Genomic DNA, 19,953 nt, shown 5'->3' with positions numbered 1-19,953 from the left:
CGGGATAGGAGAACGGAACTATGTCGCGTATTGGTAAGCAGCCGGTCCCGATCCCAGCTGGTGTAGACGTCAGCATCGAGGGCCAGAACGTATCGGTCAAGGGGCCCAAGGGCACCTTGGCGCTCGACGTGGCCGAGCCCATCACGGTCTCCCGGGCCGAAGACGGTGCCATCGTGGTCGCCCGTCCCGACGACGAACGGCGCAGCCGGTCGTTGCACGGCCTGTCCCGCACGCTGGTGGCGAACCTGGTCACCGGTGTCACCGAGGGCTACACGACGAAGATGGAAATCTTCGGCGTCGGCTATCGCGTCGTACTCAAGGGCAGCAACCTGGAGTTCGCGCTCGGCTACAGCCACCCCGTCGTCATCGAGGCTCCTGAGGGCATCACCTTCGCGGTGGAGACCCCCACGAAGTTCTCGGTCACCGGCATCGACAAGCAGAAGGTCGGCCAGATCTCGGCGAACATCCGCCGCCTGCGTCGCCCCGACCCGTACAAGGGCAAGGGCGTGCGCTACGAGGGTGAGCAGATCCGCCGCAAGGTCGGAAAGACAGGTAAGTAGTCATGGCTCAGGCATCTACTCAAAACGGAAAATCCACCACTAACGGCGTGCACAAGCCGGTGGGGCAGAACATCTCGGCCACGCGCCGGGTTGCGCGCCTGCGTCGGCACAATCGCCTGCGCAAGAAGGTCACCGGCACCGCTGAGCGGCCCCGCCTGGTGGTCAACCGCTCGTCGCGGCACATCCACGTCCAGTTGGTCAACGATCTGACCGGTACGACGCTGGCCGCCGCCTCCTCCATCGAAGCCGATGTCCGCGGCGTCGAGGGCGACAAGAAGGCGCACAGCGTCCGGGTCGGTCAGCTCATCGCCGAACGTGCCAAGGCAGCCGGTATCGACGCCGTCGTGTTCGACCGCGGCGGAAACACCTACGGCGGGCGGATCGCGGCACTGGCCGACGCTGCCCGTGAGAACGGACTGAAGTTCTAGTGCATATCAACGGAAGGACCGCATGATGGCGGAGCAGACGTCAACCGAGGGCGCCGTGGCGGCCTCGAGTGCCGGAGCCGCCGGCACAGCGGACACGCGCGGCGGAGGCCGCGACGGCGGTCGCGACAACCGTGACGGCGGCCGTGGTCGTCGTGACGACCGCGGCGGCCGCGGCGGCCGCGACAACGGCGGCGAGAAGAGCAACTACCTGGAGCGGGTTGTCACCATCAACCGCGTCTCCAAGGTCGTCAAGGGTGGTCGGCGCTTCAGCTTCACCGCGCTGGTCATCGTCGGCGACGGCAAGGGCATGGTCGGTGTCGGCTACGGCAAGGCCAAAGAGGTGCCTGCCGCGATCGCCAAGGGCGTCGAGGAGGCTCGTAAGAACTTCTTCCGTGTCCCGCTGATCGGCAGCACCATCGTGCACCCCGTGCAGGGCGAAGCTGCGGCAGGCGTTGTGATGCTGCGGCCGGCCAGCCCCGGTACCGGTGTCATCGCCGGCGGCGCGTGCCGCGCGGTGCTGGAATGCGCCGGCGTCCACGACGTCCTGGCCAAGTCGCTGGGCAGCGACAACGCGATCAACGTGGTTCATGCCACGGTGGCCGCGTTGAAGATGATCCAGCGTCCCGAAGAGGTGGCGGCCCGTCGTGGTCTGCCGATCGAGGACGTCGCGCCGCCGTCAATGCTGCGCGCACGTCGGGAGAGCGAAGCGCTGGCCGCCACGGCAGCGCGTGAGGGAACGGCGTAGCCATGGCAGACCTGAAAATCACCCAGGTGCGCGGCATCATCGGTGCCCGCTGGAAGCAGCGCGAGAGCCTGCGGACCCTGGGACTGCGCAAGATCCGGCAGTCCGTGGTCCGTGAGGACAACGAGCAGACGCGCGGACTCATCAAGTCCGTGCACCACCTCATCGAGGTAGAGGAGGTTGCGAAATGAGCAGTCCGATCAAGCTTCACGACCTGAAGCCGGCCGCCGGTTCGAAGACGGCCAAGACGCGCGTCGGTCGTGGCGAAGGCAGCAAGGGTAAGACCGCCGGCCGCGGCACGAAGGGCACCAAGGCGCGTAAGAACGTGCCGGTGACCTTCGAGGGCGGGCAGATGCCGATCCACATGCGGCTGCCCAAGCTCAAGGGCTTCCGCAACCGGTTCCGCACCGAGTACGCCGTGGTCAATCTCGGTGACCTGTCGCGGCTGTTCCCCGAGGGGGGCACCGTCGGGATCGACGAACTGGTGGCCAAGGGCGCGGTTCGGAAGAACACGCTGGTGAAGGTGCTCGGCGACGGAAAGCTCTCCGTCAAGCTGGACGTCACCGCCAACAAGTTCAGCGGCAGTGCCCGCGAGGCGATCACCGCCGCCGGCGGCAGCGCCACCGAGCTGTAACGCGCGAAAACAGGCAAGGGTCCCCGCACGCTCGGCGTGTCGGGGACTTTTTGCTTCTGTTCGCGGGCGTGGGCCGGCACCGAACCGAGTCCGCACACCGTAACGCGCGGTGCCGTCCCGGAGATGACACTGTGACGCGGCAGCGCTTACGCTGCTGCGGTCGAGACCGAGGAGCTGGAATGATTCGCCACCGTCGCAGCAGTACCGTCACCGCATTCCTGGTGGGGGCCTGCCTGAGTCTGACGGCCCTGTCGAGCGCCGCGGGTGCGGGGGCCACGCCGGAGGACGACGCATTCGCGGATGCGGTTACGCAGCTGGGGATTCCGCCCGAGCCCGGGGTGAGCCTGCCCGACGTCGGGCACAGCATCTGCAACATGCTGAACACCGGTCTGCAGAGCAGTGTCGATCCGGTGCCGGTCGTTCGAGGCGTGGTGCGACAGCTGCAAAGCGGCGGCCTCAGTCGCGGCCAGGCAGGGGGCCTGTTGCGGGCCGCCACCGGCGTCTACTGCCCGGAACACGCCGCGCTGCTCGGACGGTGACGGGCTCGGTTCTGCGGCTCAGCCGAACTGCGGAATAACCTCTGCAGCAAGGCGTTCCAGCTGCTCACGGTCCTCGGCCACTCCGGCGCCGATGGGATTGAGCAGCACCATCTGCGCGCCGGCGTCGATGACTTGGGCGACCGCGCCGGCCACCTGAGCGGGGGTGCCCGATATCGCGATATCGGCGTTGCCAGGACGCGGCCCGTAGATGCGGTTCAGCCCGGCCAGCACGCGGTCGCGGGCCCGACCGGGGTCATCGTCGACCATCAGATAGACCCGCTTGGCGATGGTGAACCGCGCCGGGTCCTTGTCCTGCTTCTCGAGCTCGCGGCGAATGCCCGCCGCCACATCGGCGAAGTCGGCGATGGTCGAGGACCCCGCGCCGATGAAGGCATCGCCGAGTCGGACTGCGCGGGCCAGAGCCTTGGGTGCGTGGCCGCCGAACCACAACGGCGGATGCGGCCGCTGAACGGGCTTCGGCGTGACCGTGACGTCGTCGACAGTGCGAAATCTGCCGTGGAACGTCACTTCGGGCTTATCGGACCAGGCGGCCTTCATCAACTCAAGACCTTCGGTGAACGAGCTGATGAACGTCGCCCCATCCACCCCGAATGCGTCGAACTGACGAAAGCCGCCTCCCGGCGCCACACCGAGGTCCAGCCTGCCGTGGGACAGCCGGTCGACGGCGGTTGCGATTGACGCGAGTTGTAGCGGGTCGTGCAGTGAGGTGATCAGGACGGCGACCCCGAGGCGTAGCCGTTCGGTACACGCCGCGCCGTAGGCCAGCAGTTCCATCGGGGCGATCAACGGGCCGGGCCCGACGGTCTGCTCCAACGTCCAGCCGCCCTCGAAGCCGAGGTCCTCGGCCCGGCGCAGATAGGACCGCAGCCCGGCGCCGTCGAAGACACCGTCGTCGAGTTGGGGAATGGAGATCGAGAACCTCATCCGACCACCGTACGACGGTGGCCTGGGTGACCTCGGCGACCTTCGGTGACGTTCGCGCCGTCGGTAGTCTCGAAGAATGTTCGCTCTCTCCGGAATCCCCGGTATGTCCGATGTCCGCGCCCTCGCCCGCCACGTGGACACCGCCCGTCACCACGGTGTTCCGCAAGGCTGTGTGCTCGAACTGGACTTGCAGGTCGTGCCCTCGGAGACCGGGGGATTCGATCCGTTGGCAGTGCTGTCAGGCGTACTGGGGTCCAGTCGGCCGTTGTTACTCCGTGAGGCGGTGGCCGCGATCCACCGAGCGGCTGAGGACCCTCGAGTGGCCGGACTGATCGCCCGGATCCAGATCCCGGCCGCGGCGGCGGGCCCGGTGCAGGAGTTGCGGGAGGCGATCGCGGCGTTCACCGCCGTCAAGCCGTCGCTGGCGTGGGCCGAGACCTATCCCGGGACACTGTCGTACTACCTGGCGTCGGTTTTCGGCGAGGTGTGGATGCAGCCCTCGGGCACCGTCGGGCTGGTCGGCTTTGCCACCAACGCGACGTTCCTGCGCGACGCGCTCGGCAAGGCCGGTATCGAAGCTCAGTTCGTCAGCCGTGGCGAATACAAGTCCGCGGCAAACCTTTTCACCCAGAACAGTTACACCGATGCACACCGGGAGGCCGACACCAGACTGGTGGAAAGCCTGTACGCCCAGGTGCGCGAGGCAGTGGCGGTCTCTCGCAACATCGACCCGGCGGCTGTCGATGTGCTGGCCGACCAGGCGCCGCTGCTGCGCGGCGATGCCGTCACCGGCGGCCTGGTCGACCGCATCGGATTCCGCGACGAGGCGTACGCCCGCATCGCGGAATGGGTCGGCGCCGAAGGGATTTCGCCGGAGACCGTGGATGTCGACAGCGACGCCGATCCGGACTCCGGCGATGCGCCGCGGCGGCTCTACCTGGCCCGGTACGCCAAGGCCACCTCGGGTAACGGCCCGCAGCTGCCACCGGTTCCCGGCCGTAAGACGAAGCCGACGATCGCCGTGGTCACCCTGGCCGGACCCATCGTCAGCGGGCGGGGCGGTCCGCAACTGTCGCCGTTCGGGAACTCCAGCGCCGGTGGAGATACCATCGCCGCCGCGCTTCGGGAGGCCACTGCCGACGACGCCGTCGCGGCGATCGTGCTGCGGGTGGACAGCCCCGGCGGCTCGGTGACTGCGTCGGAGACCATCTGGCGGGAGGTGGTGCGAGCCCGCAAGGCGGGCACCCCGGTAGTCGCGTCGATGGGTGCGGTCGCGGCGTCCGGCGGCTATTACGTGTCGATGGCTGCCGACGCGATCGTGGCCAATGCCGGCACGATCACTGGGTCGATCGGTGTGCTGACCGGCAAGCTCGTGGCCCGCCGTCTCAAGGACCGGTTGGGCGTCGGCACCGACGGTGTCCGCACCAACGCGAACGCCGACGCCTGGTCGGTCAACGCGCCGTTCACTCCCGAGCAGCATGCGCATGTCGAAGCCGAAACCGAGTTGTTCTATACCGATTTCGTGCAGCGGGTCGCCCAGGGCCGGTCTCTGACCGTGGACGCGGTGGACGCGGTGGCCCGCGGCCGGGTGTGGACCGGTGCCGACGCGCTGGGGCATGGGCTGGTCGACGAGCTCGGCGGCCTGCGGACGGCGCTCCGGCGCGCCAAGGTACTGGCCGGCCTGGACGAGGACGACGACGTCAAGGTGGTGAACTATCCGGGCTCGTCGCTGCTGGAGCGGGTGAAGCCGCGGCCGTCGTCGATGCCGGCGGCGTCGCTGCCCGGGGCAATCGCGGGACTGCTCGGCCGATCCGTGGTCGGAATGGTCAGTCAGGCACAGGCTTCGGTGACGGGAACCACCGTGCTGTGGCTGGGGGAGTCGCGGTTCTGACCTCCGGCACCGGTCAGGTCAAGTTGGCGCTGACGTAGACGATCTCGCCCAGCGGGTCGCCGCCCTCACGGGGCGGCACCTCGGGCAGATCCAGGTTCTCGAAGAGCTCCGTTCGCGACGTACCAGTGACCTGCCAACCCAATTCGCGTAGGTACTCGATGACATGGCTGCGTTGGCCCGCGTAGACCAGGGCGGACATGTCGATGTCGAGCCCCTGCGCGCGCAGCGGCTCCGACATCTCGCTGGCTTTCTCGGCATCGAAATCCACGATGCCGGGCGCGTATTCGGTACCGACGGTGCTACCTGGCGGAGATAACGCGGTGATCTGGTCGAACAGTCGGTCCTGCGCCGCGGGTGGCAGGTAGATCAACAGCCCCTCAGCCAGCCAGGCGGTCGGGAGAGCAGGGTCGAAACCCGCCGCCGCCAGCTCGGCAGGCCAATCTTCACGCAGATCGATACCGACGGTGCGGTGCGTTGCGGTGGGCTCCGCACCGATATCGGCCAGGGTCTGCGTCTTGAATTCGATGACTTTGGGCTGGTCGATCTCGTAGACCACGGTGCCGGCCGGCCACGGCAGCCGGTACGCCCGCGAGTCCAGGCCCGACGCCAGGATGACCGCCTGCCGAACACCGTTGCCTGTCGCCGCCGTGAAGTAGTCGTCGAAGTACTTGGTGCGCACCGCCATTGAATCGATCATGGCCTGCACCCGCTCCGGTGAGCCGTCGGGGAACTGGGTGACATCGAGTTCGCCGTCGAGCATCTTGGTGAAGAAGTCGATCCCGACCGCGCGGACCAGTGGATCGGCGAACGGATCGTCGATCAGGCCGCGCGGGTCGGCCGTCGCGACGGCGCGCCCTGCGGCGACCATCGTTGCGGTGGCGCCGACGCTCGACGCCAGGTCCCACGTGTCTCCGCTTTGTCTTTGCGATCCACTGCCAGCCATGGCACCTACTTTAGAGTCGCCGACAGATAGCCCGAGTCACCGACCAGTCGGGTCAGCTCGTCGTCGGGCAGCGCGAAGCCGTTGGCGGCGTACGACTGCTCGGTCGACCGGACGGTGACCTCCCAACCGTGTGAGGTCAGATAGTCACCGGCACTGTTGCGCTCACCGGTGTAGAACAGCCCGGCCAGGTCGAGGCCGGATCCCAGTCGACGCGTGCGTTCGGTGAGCTTCTCCGCCCAGTCATCCGGCAGGGTCGACATGTTCATATGCTCGGTTGCCAGCCGACTGCCCGGGGCGCTGAGCGCGGTGATGTTGTCGAACAGCCGGTCCTGGGCTTCCGGCGGCAGGTAGGGCAGCAGGCCCTCCGCGATCCACGCGGTCGGCACGCTCGCGTCGAAACCCTGCCCGCGCAATGCCGTCGGCCAGTCCTCGCGCAGATCGATGGCCACCGTGCGGCTGTCGACCGAAGGGGAGTTGCCCAGTTCGGTCAATGTGCGGGTCTTGAATTCGATGACCTGCGGCTGGTCGACCTCGAAGACGACCGTGCCGGCCGGCCACGTCAGCCGGTAGGCCCTGGTGTCGAGACCGGTCGCCAGGATGACGGCTTGGCGGATGCCGGTGCCGACGGCGTCGGTGAAGAAGTCGTCGAAGAACCGGGTCCGAACCGTGATCTGCTCCTTCATCGCCTGCCGGCTCAGTACCGGGTCGTCTTCGAGGAACACCTCGCCGTCGACCATGCGAACGAAGTGTTCGAGGCCGACCGCCCGAACCAGCGGTTCGGCGAAGTGGTCGTCGAGCAGGGCGTCGGGGCCCTGCGAGGCGACGGCGCGACCGGCCGCGACGGCCGTCGCGGTGGCGCCCACACTGGAGGCCAGGTCCCAGCTGTCACCGTCGGAACGTACAGAACTGTGCTCTGCCATGGGTTTCCTTACTTGCGGAGTGCGGTGACGGCTACCGAGTCACGCAGCGGTGCCATCGATGTCTGATCGGGGAACTGACGGCCGTAATCGGCGAACAGGTCGGGCCGGCTCCGGGTGGTGACCTCCCAGCCGCGGGCCTGCAGGTAGTCCACGACATGGTTGCGGGCGCCGTCGTAGAAGAGCTGCCCGATATCGAGGTCGAATCCCTGGCTGCCCCATTGCCCGATGATGTCCTTGGCACGTTCCCCAAGAGTGGCGCCGAAGTTGCCGCTGTGGAATTCGGTGGCCACCTGGCTGCCAGGGGCACTGAGTTCGGTGATGTGGTCGAACAGCCGGTCCTGGGCGTCGGGCGGCAGATACATCAGCAGCCCCTCGGCGCTCCACGCCGACGGACGGCCCGGGTCGAAACCCTGTTCGCGCAGCGCTGTCGGCCAATCGTCACGCAGGTCGACGGCGACGACGCGCCGATGCGCGGTCGGCTCGGCGCCCAGTGCGGCCATCGTCGAGGACTTGAACTCCACCACCCGAGGCTGATCGAGTTCGTAGACGACTGTGTGTGGCGGCCACGGCAGCCGGTAGGGGCGGGAATCGAGGCCGGCGGCCAGGATCACTGCCTGCTCGATACCCGTCGCGCCCGCTGCGATGAAGAAATCGTCGAAGAAGCGGGTACGCACCGCCATGGCGTCGGTCATCAGCCGGACACCATCGGCGGCCGCCGAGTTCTCGCCTTGTCCTTCGGGCAGGGTGATATCGCCGTCGACCATCCGGGTGAAGAAGTCGATCCCGACTGCCCGTACCAAGGGCGCGGCATAGGGGTCATCGATGATGGCGTCGGGTTCTGCGGTGGCCAGCGCCCGCGCGGCCGCGACCATCGTCGCGGTCACGCCGACGCTGGAGGCGAGATCCCAGGTGTCGGCATCCGTGCGTTCCATCGGTCGGGACTACTTCGTCGACGTGCTGTAGATGATCTCGGCGAAGTGCACATCGCCGTCCTCGGGGACGGCGAGGCCGTGTTTGATCATCAGATCCCTGGCTGTGATCGCCGAGGTCGTCCAGCCGTGGCCTTCCATATAGTCCGTGACGTCGGCACGGTCGCCGAGGTAGACCAGCTCGGAGAAGTCCAGGTCGAATCCGTGCTTCCGCCACTGATCAGATGCCGCCTGCATCTTCTGGCGCGCTTCGCCCTCATCCAGGTCGGCATCGTGCACGACGCCTTCGGCGGCAAGCCGGCTGCCGGGCGCACTGAGCGTGTCGATCTGATCGAGCAGCCGGTCCTGCGCCTCGGGCGGTAGGTAGCCGAACAGCCCCTCGGCGATCCACGCAGTCGGCGCGGTGGTGTCGAAGCCGGCGTCGCGCAGGGCGGTCGCCCAGTCGTTGCGCAGGTCGACCGGGACGGCGCGACGATCTGCCGTCGGCTCGGCGCCGAGATCGGCCAGCGTTCTCGTCTTGAACTCGATGACCTCGGGCTGATCGATCTCGAACACGACCGTGCCCGCCGGCCAGTTGAGGCGGTAGGCCCTGGCGTCGAGTCCCGACGCCAGGATGACGGCCTGCCGGATCCCGGCCTTCCCGGCGTCGGCGTAGAAGTCGTCGAAGAACCGGGTGCGTGCGGCCATGCCGTCGGCGAACCGGTTCATGTTGCCCACGCCGCCGGTCCCGTCCGGGTCCAGATCGGTCATGCCGAGTTCACCGGTGGCGATTTTGGTGAAGAAGTCGACGCCGACCGCCTTGACCAGGGGTTCGGCGAACGGGTCGTCGATCACCGGATTGTCGGCCCTGGTGGCAAACGCCCGCGCGGCGGCGACCATCGTCGCGGTGGCACCTACGCTTGACGCCAGGTCCCAGGTGTCATTGTCGGTTCGTGCCATCGTGAAGCCTCCCATGCTGAGCTTGTTAATTAGTCTGTATAACGATCTGTGGTCGAGGGTACGCCCGCGAATCTGAGCAACCCCTGTGGGTTCGCGGGGCGCTGGCGATGAGTGGTTTAACTTGGCCAACTGTTACTCTCGTAGACTGTTTGACGCGTGAGTCCGTAGGTCGTGTGGCCTGCCGGTTTCGGCGCAAGACGCAGGACTACCAAACGCTGGCAAGGCCAGCCCCAATGGCACGCCGCGATAGAGCCCGGCTGCCCAGGAGGAAGAGTGCTCTCGGCTTTCATCTCTGCGCTGCGGACACCCGACTTGCGGCGAAAGATTCTGTTCACGCTGGGCATCGTTATCCTCTACCGCGCTGGTGCTTCACTGCCGTCGCCAGGGGTGAACTACAAAAACGTGCACCAGTGCATCGAGCAGGTCAGCGGCGGCGACTCCGCGCAGATCTACTCCCTGGTGAACTTGTTCTCCGGCGGTGCCCTGCTGCAGCTGACGGTGTTCGCGGTGGGCGTAATGCCCTACATCACGGCGAGCATCATCGTGCAGCTACTCGGGGTGGTGATCCCGCGGTTCGAACAGCTGCGTAAAGAGGGCCAGTCCGGCCAGGCCAAGATGACGCAGTACACGCGTTATCTGACGATCGCCCTGGCGATCCTGCAGGCCACCAGCATCGTGGCGCTGGCGGCCAGCGGCAACCTTCTGCAGGGCTGCAACCTGGAGATCATCAACGACCAGAGCATCTTCTCGCTGGTCGTCATCGTGCTGGTGCTCACCGCAGGCGCGACGCTGGTGATGTGGATGGGCGAGCTGGTCACCGAGCGCGGTATCGGCAACGGCATGTCGCTGATGATCTTTGCCGGCATCGCGGCCCGGATCCCGGCCGAAGGCAAGTCGATCCTGGACAGCCGCGGCGGCCTGGTGTTCACCGCGGTGTGCGTGGCTGCACTGGTGATCATCGTCGGCGTGGTGTTCGTCGAGCAGGGGCAGCGCCGTATCCCGGTGCAGTACGCCAAGCGCATGGTGGGCCGCCGCATGTACGGCGGTAGCTCGACCTATCTGCCGTTGAAGGTCAACCAGGCCGGCGTCATCCCGGTGATCTTCGCGTCCTCGTTGATCTACATCCCGCACCTGATCACCCAGCTGGTCGAGAGCAACAGCAGCAATCCCGGCACAGGCTGGTGGTCGAAGTTCGTGGCCAACCACCTCAGCAACTCCACCGACCCGATCTACATCGGCATCTACTTCGCGTTGATCATTTTCTTCACGTACTTCTACGTGTCGATCACGTTCAACGCCGACGAGCAAGCCGACAACATGAAGAAGTACGGCGGCTTCATCCCCGGCATCCGCCCGGGCAGGCCGACCGCGGACTACCTGCGTTACGTGCTGAGCAGAATCACCCTGCCCGGGTCGATCTACCTGGGTCTGATTGCCGTTCTGCCCAACGTCTTCCTCGGTTTCGGGAATGGCGGCGGCATCCAGAACTTGCCGTTTGGCGGTACAGCGGTTCTCATCATGATTGGCGTCGGTTTGGACACTGTTAAGCAAATCGAAAGCCAGCTCATGCAGCGCAACTATGAAGGGTTCCTCAAGTGAGAATCGTTTTGCTTGGACCGCCCGGTGCGGGCAAAGGTACGCAGGCGGTACAGCTGGCGGAAAAGCTCGGAATCCCGCAGATCTCCACTGGCGATCTCTTCCGGCACAACATCAGTACCGGTACCCCGCTGGGCCTGGAGGCCAAGAAGTACCTCGACGCCGGTGACCTGGTCCCCGCGACCCTCACCAACGCTCTGGTCGACGACCGGCTCGACGACGAGGATGCCGCCGCCGGCTTCATCCTCGACGGCTTCCCCCGCTCGGTCGAGCAGGCCGAAGCGCTGCACGACATGCTGGAGCGCCGCAGCCTCAAGCTGGACGCGGTCGTCGAGTTCAAGGTCTCCGAGGACGAGCTGCTCAAGCGACTCAAGGAACGCGGCCGGGCCGACGACACCGATGACGTCATCCTCAACAGGATGAAGGTCTACCGCGACGAGACGGCGCCACTGCTGGACTTCTACGCCCACGAGCTCAAGACTGTCGATGCGGTCGGCCCGGTCGACGAGGTTTTCGCCCGCGCATTGCGTGCCCTCGGCCGCTAAGTCTGTCGATGGTGTCCCTGCCCGGACTGCGCAGCCGCAAGGTCGTCCCGCAACGTAGCGCGGGGGAGCTGGACGCGATGGCCGTCGCGGGAGCTCTGGTGGCTGCCGCCTTGGCCGCCGTCAACCAGGCCGCCGCACCGGGAGTATCGACCAAAGATCTCGACGAGATCGCCGAAGCCGTCATCCGCGGCGGCGGCGGAACCCCGTCGTTCCTGGGCTATCACGGCTATCCGGCCTCGATCTGCTCGTCGGTGAACGACCGGGTGGTGCACGGCATCCCCTCTGCCGGCGAGAAGCTGGCGCCGGGGGACCTGGTCTCGATCGACTGCGGCGCCATCGTGGACGGCTGGCATGGCGATTCGGCGATCACCTTCGGGGTCGGCGCGCTGATACCGGTCGACGCGGCGCTGTCCGCGGCGACCAGGGAGTCGATGGAAGCCGGTATCGCGGCGATGATTCCCGGTAATCGCCTGTCCGACGTCTCGCATGCCATCGAGCTCGGCACCAGAGCCGCCGAAGTCCGCTACGACAGGAAGTTCGGCATCGTCGCTGGTTACGGTGGCCACGGCATCGGTAGGCAGATGCACATGGACCCCTTCTTGCCCAACGAAGGGGCGCCCGGCCGCGGGCCCGTGCTGGCGCCGGGATCGGTCCTGGCCATCGAGCCGATGCTCACGCTGGGCACAGTGAAGACCGTCGTACTCGACGACGAATGGACCGTCGTCACAGCCGACGGGACACGCGCGGCGCACTGGGAACACACCGTCGCGGTCACCGAGGACGGCCCCAGGATTCTGACCGCTCTCTAGATGAACCGATCGGCCTCCCCGTGCGTGTCACTGGCGGGAGGTTGACGTGAGCCTAGACAGGGCCTCGGGTGGTCGCGACGATCCAGAGACTGCTTTGATGCGGGTGCTCTATGACGAGCACGCGGCAGCGTTGTGGCGCTACGCGGTGCGACTGACCGGTGATCGGGCCCGCGCCGAGGACGTCGTGCAGGAAACCTTGCTCCGCGCATGGGCACATCCCGAGGTGACCGAGGACAGCGAACGCTCGGCCAGGGCCTGGCTGTTCACCGTTGCGCGCAACATGATCATCGACGAGCGGCGCAGCGCGCGATTCCGCAAAGAGTCGGGCAACCTGGAAGCGGCGGGCGAACCGGAGAACACCGGACCCGACGAGGTGAACGCCGCACTGGACCGGTTGCTGATCGGGGACGCGGTGGCGCAATTGTCCGCCGAACACGGTGCGGTGATCCGGCGGTCCTATTATCTGGGTTGGACGACAGCGCAGATTGCGGCCGACCTCGACATTGCCGAGGGGACCGTGAAGTCGCGGCTGCACTACGCCGTCCGGGCGCTGCGGCTGACGCTGCAGGAGATGGGGGTGACGCGATGACGGCCGACCACCGGGACGCTGGCGTATCGACGACCGACACGCAGGACCACTACGCGCTGTGGGATGCCGCGTATGTGCTGGGTTCGCTGTCGAGCACCGAGCGCCGCGAGTACGAGAATCACCTGACTGCTTGCCCCTCCTGCCGGGCCGCCGTAGCGGAACTGAGCGGGATTCCCGCTCTGCTGACTCTGCTCGACCGTGGCGAGATGGCCGGCGCCGACGATGACCGACCGGCGGAACCGCCGCCGCTGCGACCCGAGGTGCTGACTGCGCTGCTGGACAAGGTGACTCGGCGGCGGCGCCGGACCCGGTGGCTGACGTGGAGTGTGGCCGCCGCGGCCGCCGTTGTACTGGCGGTCGGCGTCTTCGTCGCGATCCGGCCCGGCGAGGTGGTACCGGCTGCCGACCCGCCGCGGGTATCGGCGGCCGCGCTGACGATGACGCCGGTGATGCCGTCGTCGTTGGATGCCACGGTGACGCTGACCAGCCAGGGCTGGGGGACCAGGGTCGAGATGGCCTGCACGTATGAGCGGGACTCCGCAGATGAGCGCGAGGACGCCGACGCCGGCGACAAACTGGCGATGGTCGCCGTCGGTCGCGACGGCAACCACACTCAGCTGGCGACCTGGATGGCGCTATCCGGCACCACCGCGGTGACGAGCGGCAGCACATCCATGCCGATCGAGGACATCGTTGCGGTGCAAGTGGTTTCCGCCGATACCGGCGATGTGCTGCTGCAGCGCAGCATCTGACACCGACGCGGGAGGCGCTGGATTGTCGTTGTCCGCCGGGCAGATGCGGTATGAATGGGCGGATGCCTGACCCAGCCGAAACCCCCATCCCGCCGGAGCCTGCCGAGAACGGCGACCCGATCCGGCAGGCCCGTGCCAACTGGGAGCGGGCCGGCTGGGGCGATGTCGCCGACGGCATGGTGGCGGTGACATCGGTGATGCGGGCACATCAGATCCTGCTGGCCAAGGTGGAGAACGCGCTGCGTCCCTACGACCTGAGTTTCTCGCGGTTCGAACTGCTGCGGCTACTGGCCTTCAGTCGCAGTGGTGCGCTGCCCATCACGAAGGCCTCGGACCGGCTGCAAGTCCACGTCACCAGCGTCACGCATGCGATTCGCCGGCTGGAAGCCAACGGTCTGGTGCAACGCATTCCGCACCCCACCGACGGCCGCACGACGCTGGTGTCGATCACCGCCCTCGGCCGATCCACCGTCGAGGATGCGACGGTGACACTGAACGAAAAGGTGTTCGCCGACGTCGGTATTTCGGAGGCGGAGTCGCGGGCACTGGTGTCGTCGATCGAGACGATGCGCCGCAGCGCCGGCGATTTCTAGGAGCTGCGCAGCATCTCGATCACGGCGCTGAAGTCCTTGTCGGCGTTGGAGGCGGCAGCACCGATGAACTCGGCGTAGATCTCGGCGGCGTGGGTGCCCAGCGGCGCCGCGGACCCGGTCGAGGACACCGCGGCCATGGCCAGACCGAGATCCTTGTTCATCAATGCGGTCGCGAACCCGGGCCGGAAGTCGTTGTTGGCCGGGGACGTCGGAACCGGTCCGGGCACAGGGCAATTGGTGTGCACGGACCAGCAGTTGCCGGTGGCGCCGGTGATCACGTCGAACAGCGACTGCGCCGACAGTCCCAGCTTCTCGGCCAAGACGAATGCTTCACCCACTGCGATCTGCTGCACCGCGAGCACCATGTTGTTACACACCTTGGCGGCCTGGCCCGCGCCGGCGTCGCCGCAGTGAATCACCTTGCCCGCCATGGGGTCTAGCACCGGCTTGGCCCGCTCGACCGCATCGGTTTCGCCGCCGACCATGAACGCCAACGTGCCAGCCGTCGCACCCTTGATGCCACCGGACACCGGGGCATCGATCTGCTGGAAGCCTGCGGCGATCGCGTCTGCGTGGATCTGTCGCGCGTCGTCCACCGAGATCGTGGAGGTATCGATGAACAACGCGCCTGGCTTGGCGGCCGGGAGTACCTCCGCGTAGCAGCGCTTGACGATGTCGCCGTTGGGCAGTGATGTGATCACCACGTCAGCGTCGGCGACAGCCTCGGCGCCACTGCCAAAAGTTTTGGCGCCCTTGCTCGCTGCCGCTTCGGCCAGCGCCGGTACCGGATCGAAGGCCCGGACGGTGTGTCCACCCGCGACCAGATTCGCGGCCATCGGACCGCCCATGTTGCCCAGACCGAGAAATGCCACTGTGCTCATCGATGAACCCCTTCTACGCGCTGGCGCGGGCTCTGGCGGCTTCTGCCCGCCCGATCACCACCCGCATGATTTCGTTGGTGCCCTCCAGGATCCGGTGCACCCGCAGATCACGGACGATCTTCTCCATGCCGTATTCGCGGAGGTATCCGTAGCCGCCGAGCAGCTGCAGTGCCTGGTCGGCGACGGTGAAGCAGGTGTCGGTGACGTAGCGCTTGGCCATCGCGCACAACTCGACCTTCTCGGGGTCGCCGGCGTCGAGCGCGGCGGCGGCTCGCCACAACAGGGATCGCGAGGTCTCCAGACCGGTCGCCATGTCGGCGAGGGTGAAGCGGATGGTGGGCTCGTCGAGCAGTGAGCCGCCGAACGCTTCCCGATCTCTGACGTAGGCAGCTGCCCGGTCATAGGCGGCTTGAGCCCCACCGAGTGAGCAGGCGGCGATGTTGATCCGCCCACCGTTGAGCCCGTTCATCGCGATCGCGAAACCGGTGCCCTCACCTTCCGGGCCGCCCAGCATGGCGTCGGCAGGTACCCGGACGCCGTCGAAGATGACCTGTGCGGTGGGTTGGGCGTTCCAGCCCATCTTCTCCTCGTTGGCGCCGAAACTCAGCCCCGGCGTGTCCTTTTCGACCACGAACGCGGAGATGCCGCGTGGACCGTCCCCCCCGGTTCGGGCCATCACGACGTAGACGTCGGACACCCCGGCTCCCGAGATGAACTGTTTGACACCGTCGAGCACCCAGTCTGATCCCGCGGAGTCACCGCTCCTGACCGCCCTGGTGCGCAAGGCGGCGGCATCGGATCCTGCTCCGGGCTCGGTGAGGCAGTAGCTCGCCAGCGCCTCCATCGATGCCAGCTTGGGTGCCCAGGTCTTGCGCTGTTCGCGGGTGCCGTACTTGTCGACCATCCACGCGCACATGTTGTGGATCGACATGAACGCAGCCATGGTCGGATCCGCACTGGCGAGCTGCTCGAAAATCCGGACAGCATCGAGTCGGGACAATCCGCTGCCGCCCACATCCTCGGAGCAGTAGATCGCCGCCATGCCGAGTTCGGCGGCATCCTGTAGTAGGTCGATCGGAAAGTGCTTGGCCGCATCCCAATCCAACGCGTGCGGTGCGATCCGCTTGGCGGCGAACGCACCCGCCGTCTCGACGATCACGCGTTCGTCCTCGTTGAGGCCGAACATCTGCATAGCCATCGCGCGCTCTAATTCATGGTGGGGATGACGAACTCGGCGCCATCCTTGATGCCGGAGGGCCACCGCTGCGTGACCGTCTTGACCTTGGTGTAGAAGATGATCGACGAGGGTCCGTGCTGGTTGAGATCGCCGAACCCGGAGCGCTTCCAGCCGCCAAAGGTGTGGTAGGCCACCGGAACCGGGATCGGCACGTTGACGCCGACCATACCGACCTGCACCCGGGAGACGAAGTCGCGCGCCGTGTCGCCGTCGCGGGTGAAGATCGCCACGCCGTTGCCGTACTCGTGCTCCGACGGCAGAGCCAGGGCTTCTTCGTAGGTGTCGGCCCGGACGATGCAGAGCACTGGACCGAAGATCTCGTCGGTGTAGATCGACATGTCGGTGGTGACGTGGTCGAAGAGGGTGGGCCCGATGAAGTAGCCGCCTTCGATGCTCGAGTCGCCGAACGTCAGGTCGTCACTGGCCCGCTCGCGGCCGTCGACGACTGCCTCGGCGCCCGCTTCCACACCCTGGCCGATGTAATCCTTGACCCGCGCCAGTGCGGCGCCGGTGACCAGTGGGCCGTAGTCGGCCTTGGGATCGAGGCTGTGGCCGACCCGCAGGTTGTTGACCCGTTCAACGAGCCTGGCGCGCAACCGATCCGCAGTCTCCTTGCCCACCGGAACGGCGACACTGATGGCCATGCAGCGTTCGCCTGCACTGCCGTAACCCGCTCCGATCAGCGCGTCGACGGCCTGGTCGAGGTCGGCGTCGGGCATCACGATCATGTGGTTCTTGGCGCCGCCGAAGCACTGCGCACGCTTGCCGTTGGCCGCGGCGGTCGAGTAGATGTACTGGGCGATGTCGGAGCTGCCGACGAACCCGACGGCCTGAATCTCGGGGTGATGCAGGATGGCGTCGACGGCCTCTTTGTCGCCTTGGACCACCTGGAAGACACCCTTGGGCAGGCCGGCTTCCAGGAACAGCTCGGCCAGCCGCACGGGTACCGATGGGTCACGCTCAGAGGGCTTGAGGATGAACGCGTTGCCGCAGGCCAGCGCGGGACCGGCTTTCCATAGCGGGATCATCGCCGGGAAGTTGAACGGGGTGATCCCGGCGACCACGCCGAGGGGCTGGCGCAGCGAGTACACGTCGATGCCGCCGCCCGCGCCTTCGGTGTAGTCGCCCTTGAGGAGATGCGGTATGCCGATGGCGAATTCGATGACCTCGACGCCGCGTTGAATATCGCCGAGGGAGTCGGCGAGGGTCTTGCCGTGTTCCAGGGACAGCAGTTCGGCGAGTTCGTTGGCGTTCTTGTTGACCAGCTCGACGAACTTCATCATGACCCGCGCCCGGCGCTGCGGGTTCCAGGCGGCCCATTCCTTCTGCGCTTTGACGGCGACGGCGACGGCGGCGTCGACATCAGCTGTCGACGCCAGCACGACCTGCGCCTGCACCTCACCCGTGCTCGGGTTGAGCACATCGGCGGTCCGGGTCGAGTCCAACGTCGTGCGCTTGCCATCGATGAAATGCGGAATCTGCGTGGTCATGATCCATCCCGGTGAGCTGGGCGAGTGAGATACTTGGATATCCTAGTAAATACTTCGGGCGCCACGCAAGGGGCAGCGATTTTGGCGTGCGCACCGCCGCTGAGCGGTCACGAACACGCCGAAATCAGGCTCATGCTGGCAAAAGAATTCGGCGCGCTCTTCGTCGCTCACGAGTGACGAAAAGCGCGCCGAATCCCTCAGCGAGGGGCGCTCAGAGCCCGAGTGGTCCGGCCAGCGCGGCAAGCGTGGGGATCAGTTGCTCGCGATCGCCGAGGACTTGGATGGTGACGTGATCGGCGCCCGCGTCTAGATGCTCGTTCAGGCGGTGGGCGATCTGCTCTGCCGTGCCGTGCGCGACGACGGAGTCGATCAGCTTGTCGCTACCTGGCTTGGCTACATCGTCGGCGGTGAAACCCAGCCGCCGCCAGTTCTTCACGTAGTTGCTCAGGTCCAAGTAGAAGCCGACCGTCTTGCGGCCGAGTTCTCTGGCTGCCTCCGCTTGACCTTCTTGTGAGGTGGTCAGGACCACCTTGTGCTCGGGCGCCAAATACACGGTGTTGCCGACGAGTTCGCGCGCCTGCGCCGTGTGCTCCGGGGTCGTCAGGTACGGATGTGCGCCGGCGCTGCGGTCTTTCGCAAGCTGCAGAACCTTCGGGCCCAGCGCGGCGATCACCCGCCGACTCGTCGGCACCGTCGCCGCGTCCAACTCGTCGAGGTACTCGACCAGGGCGTCGTAGGGTTTCTTGTACTCCTGGGTGTGTTCGGGATGCCCGACGCCGACGCCGAGCAGAAACCTTCCGGGATAGGCGCTTTCGATGCGATGGTAGGACTCCGCGACCTCTGCCGCGGGCGCCGACCAGATGTTGACGATCCCGGTGGCGACCTGCAGTGTCTCGGTCCGCTCGAGGATCGGCTCGACGAATGACAGGTCGGCTGCCGGCGAGGCGCCCACCCAGACTGCGCCATACCCGAGCTTCTCGATCTCGACTGCCTGCTCCGGAGTTACCGGGCCGCCGGTCCATACTCCGAAACGGCCGAGGTCGGGTTTGAGTGCCACGTCCGTTTTTAGATCATGCGATTCGGTCATTACAGCGTGAATCCTCTCGATGGCGGATGCCAGGGGTTGACTTAGGGGAGAGCTAAGGCGTCAGCCAATTCGGCGAGTGCAGGCACCAGCTTCTCAGGTGAGGTCAGCACCTGGACTGGCACATGGTCCGCACCGGCATCGAGATGCTCGTTGAGCCGGGCGGCAATGGCGGCCGGGGTGCCGTAGGCGACGAAGGCGTCGACCAGAGCGTCACTCCCGGGCTTGGCGATATCGCCATCGGTGAAGCCGAGCCGGCGCCAATTGTTCGTGTAGTTCGCCAGGTTCAGATAAATCTCCAGCGCTTTGCGGCCGACTGCCCGGGCCGCTTCGGCGTCGGTGGTCAGCACGGCCTTGTGCTCCGGGGCCAGGAATGCGTCCGGTCCGATCAGTTCGCGGGCCTGCGCGGTGTGCTCGGGCGTGGTCAGGTAGGGATGCGCGCCGGCGCTGCGTCGGGCCGAGAGCTTCAGCACCTGCGGCCCCAGTGCCGCGACCACTCGGCGGTCGGCGGGCACGCCGTACCCGTCGAGTTCGTCGAGGTATTCGACGAGAGCGTCGTAGGGCTTCCGGTATTCGGCGTGCGCCTCCGGGTGCCCGACACCGATGCCCAGGAGGAAGCGCCCCGGATATGCCTTGTCGATGCGGTGGAAGGACTCGGCGACGGGCTTGGCCGCGGCTGTCCAGATATTGACGATGCCGGTCGCGACCTTGAGGTTCGTGGTCGCCGCCAGGATCGGTTCGACCCATTCCAGTTCGGCGGGCGGTGAACCGCCGACCCACAGGGCGCCGTAGCCCAGCGCCTCGATGTCCTTGGCTTCCGCGGGGCTGGCGCCGCGGCCGAATACGCCGAAACGTCCGAGATCAGGTTTGGTCATGGTGGTGGCAACCTCTGAGGTTGCGGCGGGTA

The 19,953-nt window shown here is 66.7% G+C and carries 23 protein-coding genes; 13 read left to right on the top strand and 10 right to left on the bottom strand.

Annotated features, from left to right (window positions below; genetic code table 11):
• Positions 1-20 precede the first annotated feature (20 nt).
• The 6 genes from rplF (at position 21) to H7J73_RS15600 (ending at position 2,903) form a co-directional block, all read left to right on the top strand.
• Entirely contained in the window at positions 21-560 is a 540-nt protein-coding gene (rplF, locus tag H7J73_RS15625; RefSeq protein WP_264068364.1) for a 50S ribosomal protein L6, read from the top strand.
• A gap of 2 nt (positions 561-562) precedes the next feature.
• Positions 563-988, top strand: coding sequence for a 50S ribosomal protein L18 (gene rplR / locus H7J73_RS15620; protein WP_264068363.1), 426 nt, complete (start codon positions 563-565; stop codon positions 986-988).
• A gap of 25 nt (positions 989-1,013) precedes the next feature.
• Entirely contained in the window at positions 1,014-1,733 is a 720-nt protein-coding gene (gene rpsE / locus H7J73_RS15615; protein ID WP_264068361.1) for a 30S ribosomal protein S5, read from the top strand.
• A gap of 2 nt (positions 1,734-1,735) precedes the next feature.
• Positions 1,736-1,921, top strand: coding sequence for a 50S ribosomal protein L30 (rpmD, locus tag H7J73_RS15610; protein WP_264068359.1), 186 nt, complete (start codon positions 1,736-1,738; stop codon positions 1,919-1,921).
• Complete coding sequence (gene rplO / locus H7J73_RS15605; protein WP_264068358.1) at positions 1,918-2,364, top strand: 50S ribosomal protein L15; 447 nt, start codon at positions 1,918-1,920, stop codon at positions 2,362-2,364. The genes rpmD and rplO overlap by 4 nt, the downstream gene beginning before the upstream one ends.
• Before the next feature lie 179 nt (positions 2,365-2,543).
• Positions 2,544-2,903, top strand: a complete 360-nt coding sequence (locus H7J73_RS15600; RefSeq protein WP_264068357.1) for a DUF732 domain-containing protein — start codon at positions 2,544-2,546, stop codon at positions 2,901-2,903.
• 18 nt (positions 2,904-2,921) lie between these two features.
• Here the strand turns inward: H7J73_RS15600 and H7J73_RS15595 are convergent, their stop codons facing one another.
• On the bottom strand, positions 2,922-3,848 hold the full coding sequence (locus H7J73_RS15595; RefSeq protein ID WP_264068356.1) for an LLM class flavin-dependent oxidoreductase: 927 nt from the start codon (positions 3,846-3,848) through the stop codon (positions 2,922-2,924).
• 76 nt (positions 3,849-3,924) lie between these two features.
• Between H7J73_RS15595 and sppA the strand changes: the two genes are divergently transcribed.
• On the top strand, positions 3,925-5,739 hold the full coding sequence (gene sppA, locus H7J73_RS15590; protein WP_264068355.1) for a signal peptide peptidase SppA: 1,815 nt from the start codon (positions 3,925-3,927) through the stop codon (positions 5,737-5,739).
• A 13-nt stretch (positions 5,740-5,752) separates the two neighbouring features.
• Here sppA and H7J73_RS15585 read toward each other — a convergent pair whose 3' ends face one another.
• From H7J73_RS15585 to H7J73_RS15570, 4 genes are read right to left on the bottom strand one after another with little or no spacing between them, the layout of a single operon-like run.
• Positions 5,753-6,682, bottom strand: a complete 930-nt coding sequence (locus tag H7J73_RS15585; RefSeq protein WP_264068354.1) for a class I SAM-dependent methyltransferase — start codon at positions 6,680-6,682, stop codon at positions 5,753-5,755.
• Positions 6,683-6,687: 5 nt separating this feature from the next.
• Positions 6,688-7,602, bottom strand: coding sequence for a class I SAM-dependent methyltransferase (locus H7J73_RS15580; protein ID WP_264068353.1), 915 nt, complete (start codon positions 7,600-7,602; stop codon positions 6,688-6,690).
• 8 nt (positions 7,603-7,610) lie between these two features.
• On the bottom strand, positions 7,611-8,534 hold the full coding sequence (locus tag H7J73_RS15575; protein WP_264068352.1) for an SAM-dependent methyltransferase: 924 nt from the start codon (positions 8,532-8,534) through the stop codon (positions 7,611-7,613).
• Positions 8,535-8,543: 9 nt separating this feature from the next.
• Positions 8,544-9,470: a class I SAM-dependent methyltransferase gene (locus H7J73_RS15570; RefSeq protein ID WP_264068351.1), complete on the bottom strand. Its 927-nt coding sequence runs from the start codon at positions 9,468-9,470 to the stop codon at positions 8,544-8,546.
• A 273-nt stretch (positions 9,471-9,743) separates the two neighbouring features.
• On the opposite strand from H7J73_RS15570, the gene secY reads away from it, so the two are divergent.
• The 6 genes from secY to H7J73_RS15540 all read left to right on the top strand — a co-directional run bounded on the left by secY (position 9,744) and on the right by H7J73_RS15540 (position 14,354).
• Positions 9,744-11,069: a preprotein translocase subunit SecY gene (secY, locus tag H7J73_RS15565; RefSeq protein WP_264068350.1), complete on the top strand. Its 1,326-nt coding sequence runs from the start codon at positions 9,744-9,746 to the stop codon at positions 11,067-11,069.
• Entirely contained in the window at positions 11,066-11,611 is a 546-nt protein-coding gene (locus tag H7J73_RS15560; RefSeq protein WP_264068349.1) for an adenylate kinase, read from the top strand. The genes secY and H7J73_RS15560 overlap by 4 nt, the downstream gene beginning before the upstream one ends.
• Positions 11,612-11,619: 8 nt before the next feature.
• Complete coding sequence (gene map, locus H7J73_RS15555; RefSeq protein ID WP_264068348.1) at positions 11,620-12,420, top strand: type I methionyl aminopeptidase; 801 nt, start codon at positions 11,620-11,622, stop codon at positions 12,418-12,420.
• A 97-nt stretch (positions 12,421-12,517) separates the two neighbouring features.
• On the top strand, positions 12,518-13,009 hold the full coding sequence (locus tag H7J73_RS15550) for a sigma-70 family RNA polymerase sigma factor (protein ID WP_264068546.1): 492 nt from the start codon (positions 12,518-12,520) through the stop codon (positions 13,007-13,009).
• A complete protein-coding gene (locus H7J73_RS15545) occupies positions 13,006-13,761 on the top strand; it encodes an anti-sigma factor family protein (protein ID WP_264068347.1) in 756 nt (251 codons plus the stop codon). The genes H7J73_RS15550 and H7J73_RS15545 overlap by 4 nt, the downstream gene beginning before the upstream one ends.
• A gap of 62 nt (positions 13,762-13,823) precedes the next feature.
• Entirely contained in the window at positions 13,824-14,354 is a 531-nt protein-coding gene (locus H7J73_RS15540; RefSeq protein ID WP_264068346.1) for a MarR family winged helix-turn-helix transcriptional regulator, read from the top strand.
• Here the strand turns inward: H7J73_RS15540 and mmsB are convergent.
• The 5 genes from mmsB to H7J73_RS15515 all read right to left on the bottom strand — a co-directional run bounded on the left by mmsB (position 14,351) and on the right by H7J73_RS15515 (position 19,921).
• The gene (gene mmsB, locus H7J73_RS15535) at positions 14,351-15,235 is read right to left on the bottom strand and encodes a 3-hydroxyisobutyrate dehydrogenase (RefSeq protein ID WP_264068345.1); all 885 of its coding nucleotides are present in this window, start codon (positions 15,233-15,235) and stop codon (positions 14,351-14,353) included. The genes H7J73_RS15540 and mmsB overlap by 4 nt on opposite strands.
• 13 nt (positions 15,236-15,248) lie before the next feature.
• Positions 15,249-16,421, bottom strand: coding sequence for an acyl-CoA dehydrogenase family protein (locus H7J73_RS15530; protein ID WP_264068545.1), 1,173 nt, complete (start codon positions 16,419-16,421; stop codon positions 15,249-15,251).
• Positions 16,422-16,441: 20 nt separating this feature from the next.
• Complete coding sequence (locus H7J73_RS15525; RefSeq protein ID WP_264068344.1) at positions 16,442-17,962, bottom strand: CoA-acylating methylmalonate-semialdehyde dehydrogenase; 1,521 nt, start codon at positions 17,960-17,962, stop codon at positions 16,442-16,444.
• Positions 17,963-18,173: 211 nt separating this feature from the next.
• Positions 18,174-19,049 (bottom strand): LLM class F420-dependent oxidoreductase, encoded by an 876-nt coding sequence (locus H7J73_RS15520; RefSeq protein ID WP_264068343.1) that lies wholly within the window; start codon positions 19,047-19,049, stop codon positions 18,174-18,176.
• Positions 19,050-19,090: 41 nt separating this feature from the next.
• Positions 19,091-19,921: an LLM class F420-dependent oxidoreductase gene (locus H7J73_RS15515; RefSeq protein ID WP_264068342.1), complete on the bottom strand. Its 831-nt coding sequence runs from the start codon at positions 19,919-19,921 to the stop codon at positions 19,091-19,093.
• Positions 19,922-19,953 lie beyond the last annotated feature (32 nt).

It is taken from the genome of Mycolicibacterium komossense (assembly GCF_025822605.1).
GTDB lineage: Bacteria > Actinomycetota > Actinomycetes > Mycobacteriales > Mycobacteriaceae > Mycobacterium > Mycobacterium komossense.
The sequence above is the reverse complement of the archived record's forward strand: the minus strand, read 5'-3'. Positions and strand labels throughout refer to the sequence as shown.